Origin of the sequence: Pseudomonas folii (genome assembly GCF_014357575.1) — a bacterium.
GTDB lineage: Bacteria > Pseudomonadota > Gammaproteobacteria > Pseudomonadales > Pseudomonadaceae > Aquipseudomonas > Aquipseudomonas folii.
Genome location: NZ_JACONW010000255.1, coordinates 1 through 4158, shown reverse-complemented (window position 1 = coordinate 4158; position 4158 = coordinate 1). Strand labels below are relative to the sequence as shown.

General features: G+C 60.0%; 3 protein-coding genes. All 3 read left to right on the top strand.

Translation table 11 applies throughout. The annotated features are described in order from the left end of the window. Window positions 1-244 precede the first annotated feature (244 nt). The 3 genes from kdpF to kdpB are packed head-to-tail and all read left to right on the top strand — an operon-like array spanning window position 245 to window position 4134. Window positions 245-334, top strand: a complete 90-nt coding sequence (gene kdpF, locus H8S59_RS26280) for a K(+)-transporting ATPase subunit F (protein ID WP_080237935.1) — start codon at window positions 245-247, stop codon at window positions 332-334. A 13-nt stretch (window positions 335-347) separates the two neighbouring features. Beyond that, the gene (kdpA, locus tag H8S59_RS26275; RefSeq protein WP_095095562.1) at window positions 348-2042 is read left to right on the top strand and encodes a potassium-transporting ATPase subunit KdpA; all 1695 of its coding nucleotides are present in this window, start codon (window positions 348-350) and stop codon (window positions 2040-2042) included. A 10-nt stretch (window positions 2043-2052) separates the two neighbouring features. Further along, entirely contained in the window at window positions 2053-4134 is a 2082-nt protein-coding gene (gene kdpB, locus H8S59_RS26270) for a potassium-transporting ATPase subunit KdpB (RefSeq protein ID WP_187523307.1), read from the top strand. Window positions 4135-4158 lie beyond the last annotated feature (24 nt).

The following is a 4158-nucleotide window of genomic DNA, read 5'->3' as shown; positions in this document are numbered from 1 at the left end:
GGCACCCAGTGGTGGGGCAAGAGCCTTTTGCTTACTTTTGGCTGGGCCGGCTTCCGGAACAAAAGTGAGGCGCCGTAAGGGCACAACCAATATCAGCCGTTACCCCGGTAATGGATATACACACAAAAACCGCCATCTTTACGCCATCTTTACGCCGCTCCGCACCCCTCGCTCTCGTTCCTTTACACCCTCAGTGCTGACAATTAGCCACACGCGGCAATCGCCGTAGAGACGGAGTAATTCGATGAGCGCTGTAGACGGGGTATCACTGTTATTGGCCGCAGGGTTGTTCATCTACCTACTGGTTGCGCTGCTGCGCGCTGGCCAGAACTAGGAGTGGAGCCGCCATGCACAGTTATGACTATCTATTGATTCTGGCCTTCCTCGCACTGGTGCTGCTCCCCGCGCCCTTGTTGGGGCGTTTCTACTATCGAGTGGTGGAAGGCGAGCGCACCTGGCTGACGCCGGTTTTGCGACCGGTTGAAAACCTCTGCTATCGCCTGTCGGGTGTTGATCCGGCTGTCGAGCAGAACTGGAAAACCTATCTCTGGGCCTTGCTGGCCTTCAACCTTGCCGGTTTCGTCCTGCTGTTCGCGATGCTCCTGGGGCAGGGCGCTCTGCCGCTTAACCCGCAACAATTGCCGGGCATGGAATGGTCACTCGCGTTCAACACCGCCATGAGCTTCGTCACCAACACCAACTGGCAGGCCTACAGCGGCGAAGCGTCGTTGAGTTACCTGAGCCAGATGGCTGGCCTGACTGTGCAGAACTTCGTCAGCGCCGCGACCGGTATCGCCGTGCTGTTGGCGTTCTGCCGTGGTATCAGCCGTCGCTCGACGCAGAATCTCGGCAACTTCTGGACCGACATGACCCGCGTCACACTCTACGGCTTGCTGCCATTGTGCATCGTGTTGGCGTTGTTGCTGGTCTGGCAGGGCGTGCCACAAAGCTTCGCTCACTACATTGATGCGCTGACCCTGCAAGGTGCGGATCAAAGCCTGCCCATGGGCCCGGCTGCCAGTCAGATCGCGATCAAGCAACTGGGCACTAACGGCGGCGGCTTCTTCGGTGTCAACTCGGCGCACCCGTTCGAGAACCCGACCGCGTGGAGCAATCTGTTTCAGTTAGCGTCGATTCTGCTGATTCCGGCAGCGCTGGTGTTCACCTTCGGCCATTACGTTAAAGACATGCGTCAGAGCCGGGCAATCATGGCCTGCATGTTGACCTTGCTGATCATTGGCGGGACCGTGTCGATGTGGGCCGAATATCAGCCCAATCCGACGTTGAATGTCGCCAACGTTGAGCAGACCGCTCCGCTGGAAGGCAAGGAAAGCCGCTTCGGCACAACCGGCACCGTATTGTGGGCCACGGCGACTACGGCGGCGTCCAACGGCTCGGTGAATGGCATGCATGACAGCCTCAACCCGCTGAGCGGCATGGTCGCGCTGGCCAATATGATGGTCGGCGAAGTGATCTTCGGTGGTGTCGGCGTGGGCCTGAACGGCATGCTGCTGAACGTCCTGATCGCAGTGTTTCTGGCCGGATTGATGATCGGCCGTACCCCCGAATACCTCGGTAAAAAGCTGCAGGCCCATGAGGTCAAGCTGCTGGTCGCGACGTTGCTGGTGATGCCCGTTGGCGTATTGGTGCTGGGCGCCATCGCCGCGACTTTGCCTGGCTCGATAGCGTCGGTAAGCAATCCCGGACCGCACGGTTTCAGCCAGTTGCTGTACGCCTACACCTCGGCGACGGCCAATAACGGCTCGGCGTTCGGTGGTTTCAGCGCCAACACCGTATTCCATAACTTGATGCTCAGTCTCGCGATGTTCATCGGTCGCTTCGGCTACATCCTGCCGGTACTGGCGCTGGCTGGCAGTCTGGCGATGAAGAAGAGCGCGCCGCTGGGCCTGAACAGCTTCCCGACCCACGGCCCGCTGTTCGTCACCTTGCTGACCATGACGATCCTGATTGTCGGCGGCCTGACGTTCCTGCCGACCCTGGCTCTAGGGCCGATTGCTGAACATTTGAGTCTGGGTTTCTGAGGAGCCGACCATGAATATGCATATCGCTAAACCCGAGCCGTCCGAACCAAAACCAGTGCAAGCGCAGCCTTCCACTGAGACGGTAAAAACCGGTTTCGCCGCCTTGTGGCGTCCGGCATTGATTCAGGCGTTCGTCAAACTTGATCCTCGTCAGTTGGCGCGCTCGCCGGTCATGCTGGTGGTGGAACTGACTGCGATCCTCACCACGGTGCTATGCCTGATCCCCGATCCGGCTGTTTCCACTGGCGTTGCGGTGCAGATCGCCCTTTGGTTGTGGTTCACCGTGTTGTTCGCCAACTTTGCTGAAGCCCTGGCGGAGGGGCGCGGCAAGGCACGTGCCGATAGCCTCAAAGCCGGCAGCGAAGGCCTGAAGGCGCGCCGTCGTGATGAGTCGGGCCGTTTCAGCGTGGTCAACGCCACCGTCCTGCGTAAAGGCGATGTGGTGCGGGTCGAGGCCGGTGAGATGATTCCCGGCGACGGCGAGGTCATCGAAGGTATTGCTGCGGTCAACGAAGCGGCGATTACCGGTGAATCCGCGCCAGTGATTCGTGAATCGGGTGGTGATCGCTCGGCGGTGACCGGCAATACCCGGCTGGTCTCGGACTGGTTGCTGGTGCGCATCAGCAGTAACCCCGGTGAGTCCACGCTGGACCGGATGATCGCTCTGGTGGAAGGCGCCAAGCGGCAGAAAACCCCTAACGAAGTGGCGCTGGATATCCTGTTGATCGGCCTGACGCTGATCTTCCTGTTGGTGGTGGTAACCCTGCAACCATTCGCCCACTTTGCGGGCGGGAGCTTGCCCCTGGTGTTTCTCGTGGCGCTGCTGGTGACGTTGATTCCGACGACTATTGGCGGCCTGCTTTCGGCCATCGGTATTGCCGGGATGGACCGCCTGGTGCGCCTCAATGTGATCGCCAAATCCGGGCGCGCCGTGGAAGCGGCGGGTGATGTACACGTACTGCTGCTGGACAAGACCGGGACCATTACCTTCGGCAACCGCCGTTGCAGCGCACTCTATGCCGCGCCGGGCGTGACCCCGAAAGAGCTCAGCGAAGCCGCGCTGCTGGCCTCACTGGCCGACGACACGGCGGAAGGTAAATCCATCGTCGAATACCTGCGTAACCTGCATCCGATGGTCGAGCCTAAACCTGCCGACGTCACCGGTGTGCCATTCAGCGCTGAAACCCGGTTGTCGGGCGTTGACTATCAGAACCGGGTGTATCGCAAAGGCGCAGTGGATTCGCTGTTGGCTTTTGTCGACATGCAGCGCAGTGATTTGCCTGCATCACTGGCCCGGGAAATCGACGGCATTGCCAAGACTGGTGGCACGCCTTTGCTGGTGTGTGTCGACAAGAAGTTGATCGGTGCGATTCACCTCAAGGACGTGGTCAAGCCAGGCATTCGTGAACGGTTTGCCGAACTGCGCAAGCTGGGCATTCGCACCGTGATGGTGACGGGCGACAACCCGCTGACCGCTGCGGCGATTGCCGCTGAAGCCGGGGTCGATGACGTGTTGGCCGAAGCCACACCAGAGAAAAAGCTGGAGCGTATTCGTGCCGAGCAGAACGACGGCCGTCTTGTGGCGATGTGTGGTGATGGTGCCAACGATGCCCCTGCGCTGGCTCAGGCCGACGTCGGCATGGCGATGAATGACGGCACCCAGGCCGCACGGGAAGCGGCCAACATGGTTGATCTCGATAGCGACCCGACCAAACTGCTGGACGTAGTACAGATCGGCAAGGAATTGCTGGTCACCCGTGGCGCGCTGACGACCTTTTCCATCGCCAACGACATCGCCAAGTACTTCGCGATATTGCCTGCGCTGTTCGCGGCTATTTACCCGCAACTGGGCGTGCTGAACATCATGCAACTGGCCAGCCCCCAGAGCGCGATCCTCTCGGCCATCGTTTTCAACGCCTTGATCATCGTCGTGCTGATCCCGCTGGCCCTGCGCGGCGTGCGTGTTCAGGCGGCCAATGCTGCGCAACTGTTACGCCGAAACCTGCTGATCTACGGGCTGGGCGGGATTGTCGTGCCGTTCGTGGGGATCAAGTTGATTGATCTGATTCTGGTTGGGCTTCACCTGGTTTAACTGAAGGAAAACGGATCTGTGGGA